Annotated in this window: 2 protein-coding genes and 2 pseudogenes; 2 read left to right on the plus strand and 2 right to left on the minus strand. The window is 61.7% G+C overall.

Going from position 1 to position 2,492, the window contains the following annotated elements; translation table 11 throughout:
- On the plus strand, positions 1-538 hold a 538-nt coding region (locus tag EOD15_RS32715), incomplete at its 5' end, for a transposase (RefSeq protein WP_245463831.1).
- A 155-nt stretch (positions 539-693) separates the two neighbouring features.
- Here the strand turns inward: EOD15_RS32715 and EOD15_RS32720 are convergent.
- Positions 694-1,587, minus strand: a pseudogene (locus tag EOD15_RS32720) (IS3 family transposase); the annotation flags it as partial.
- A 38-nt stretch (positions 1,588-1,625) separates the two neighbouring features.
- Here EOD15_RS32720 and EOD15_RS37105 point away from each other — a divergent pair.
- Positions 1,626-2,070 (plus strand): annotated as a pseudogene (locus EOD15_RS37105) (transposase); the annotation flags it as partial.
- A 313-nt stretch (positions 2,071-2,383) separates the two neighbouring features.
- Here the strand turns inward: EOD15_RS37105 and EOD15_RS32735 are convergent.
- Positions 2,384-2,492 (minus strand): LuxR C-terminal-related transcriptional regulator (locus EOD15_RS32735; RefSeq protein WP_148129767.1); only part of this gene is annotated, 109 nt, incomplete at its 5' end.

Here is a 2,492-nt window from a genome sequence, read left to right on the forward strand (position 1 = left end):
TAACCAGATCAACGAGGCGTTGACGGTGGTCGAGGCGGATATCGCCGTACATGCCCTCCAGGATCAGACAATCCGCCGCCTGATGACGTTGCCCGGCCTCGACGTCACCGTGGCTGCGAGCGTTGCCGCGGCAATCGGCGACATACGGCGCTTCAGCGATCCACAGAAGCTCGTTGCCTATCTTGGCCTCAATCCGAGCGTGCGGCAGTCCGGTGAGGGGCCAGCCTATCACGGGCGCATCACGAAGCAGGGCCGCGGCCATGCGCGGGGGATGCTGGTCGAGGCAGCATGGGCGGCTGTGCGATCGCCAGGACCTCTTCGCGCCTTCCACAAGCGGATCGCCTCGCGCCGCGGGAAGCACATCGCGGCCGTCGCCACTGCGCGCAAGCTTGCAATGATCATCTGGCACATGCTGAGCAAGGATACCGACTACATCTGGGTCCGGCCGGCCTTGCTTGCCCGCAAGTTCAGATCGGTCGAGCTGCGTGCCGGCCTTCCGACCAGCCACGCCAGACGCGGCACCGCCTTCGACCTATAACATCCCGGCCAAGCGCGCCGAAGAACGATTCCGCGTCGAGAAGGCGGAAGCTGCCTATGCAGCCGCGACTTCCCGATGGCGAACGAGGCCGGAAAGGCCGAAGGCTGTGGAAAAAAATGCCGAATGAGAAGAACGGGCTATTCTACAACATCCGTCTGCATCGGCTTGCCGGGCGCAATGTAATGCCATTCGACGCTGTTCTGATCTGCCCAGGCGAGGATGGCGTTCGAGATGAACTCTGTGCCGTGTTCGGAAACGATCATGTCCGGCTTGCCGCGCCAGGCGATCAGGTCAGCCAGTTCCCGAGCAAGGGGCCGGCCGGAGATCGACGTGTCCGGGATCGCGGCAAGGCATTCGCGCGTCACGTCGTCGACGATGTTCAGCACCCGGAACCGCCGCCCGCAGGCGAACTGATCATGGACGAAGTCTAGCGACCAGCGCGCGTTCGGCTTCGCCTCAACCAGGATCGGCGCCCGCGTGCCGACCGCTCGTCGCCGTGCCCGGCGCTTGCGCACCGCCGGACCCTCCTCGTGGGAGAGCCGGTAGATGCGATTGACCCCTGATGGCTCGCCCTCGCGCTGGAGCAGAATGAACAGGCGTCGATAGCCGAAGCGGCGGCGCTCGTTGGCGAGGTCGCGTAACCTTGCGCAGCTCCGTCTCCGGCGGACGCCGGGACCGATAGCGGACGATCTTGCGATCGGCACCGACGAAGGAACAGGCCCGACGCTCCGACACACCCATGACGGCCTGCAGATGCGCGACGGCTTCGCGCTTGGCGGCGGACCCTACCATTTTTTTGAAAGAAGCTCGCGCAGTGCCGACGCTTCGAGCATCTGGTCGGCGAGCAGTTTCTTCAGCTTCGCGTTCTCGTCTTCCAAGGCTTTCAGCCGTTTGGCATCGGAGACGTCCATCAGCCATACTTCGCCTTCCAGTTATACAGCGTCGCCTCGGAGATCCCATGCTTGCGCGCCAGGTCGCCCGCCTTTGCTCCCGCCTCATGCTCACGCAGAACCGTGATGATCTGCTTCTGTAAACCGCCTTCTCTTCATCAGTCCGTCCTTCAATCGAGGCCGGACTCTAATCTCAGATGGAGGAAATTACCCGTGGCAGGTCACAGGTCGCACGCGTCTTTGGCGACTTTCCTGTGGTTGACGAAAGAAGGGCTGTGGCTCAGGCCGAGTGCACGACGCTGGGTGCCAATCCGCGCTTTATCGTGTCGTCCTCAAGCCAGAGCGCTAGGCGGCACGGGCGCTTTCCGTCTACCCGATCGCACCAGCGCCCATACCTGCGCGCCAATCGTTGCGGCTTTGGTTTGCCTCGTTTGTCTACGTTCTCATTTGCGCCTTGCGCCGCCTCGGCCTCGCCCACACCCGGCCCGCCGAGCCCACCTGCGGCACGATCGAGTTGAAGCTACTGAAAATCGGTGCGCGGGTCCGCGTCTCGGTACGGCGCATCAAGGTCGCGATGCTTCGGCGTGTCCCTATGCCGACGAATTCGCCCTGGCACACGCCCGAATACGGGCCGCGCCCAGATGGCGCCGCAGGACCCGAACCCTTCCCGCCAACAAAAAAGGTACATTGCACAAGCTCAAATCGCCGCACACACGCGGCGATTGCGCACCGTCTTCGAGATCGGGGCACGATACCGGCTCCTGGCCAGGCCAAAACACCGCCTAACGCCAGATGCGGTGAGAAAACGGGCTAGCAGCCACCCCGGATCTTGTCCGACTAGTGCAGCCACGACCGAGGGTGCAACTCAAGGTCTGGCGCCGTAAAGAATGCACAGTTCTTGCCAGCGTTAAAACTCTGATTGTGAGTCTGGCTTTTATCGAAGTAAGAGATCTCCTTACAATTCTATGATTCCCATGTTGATTGCCTTTATAGCAGCGACCGTTCTGCTGCCACAATCCAGTTTCCGCATCCCATTTTTTATATGGAAATTGACAGTATTATAT

It is taken from the genome of Mesorhizobium sp. M7A.T.Ca.US.000.02.2.1 (assembly GCF_003996995.1).
In the GTDB taxonomy this organism is placed as follows: domain Bacteria; phylum Pseudomonadota; class Alphaproteobacteria; order Rhizobiales; family Rhizobiaceae; genus Mesorhizobium.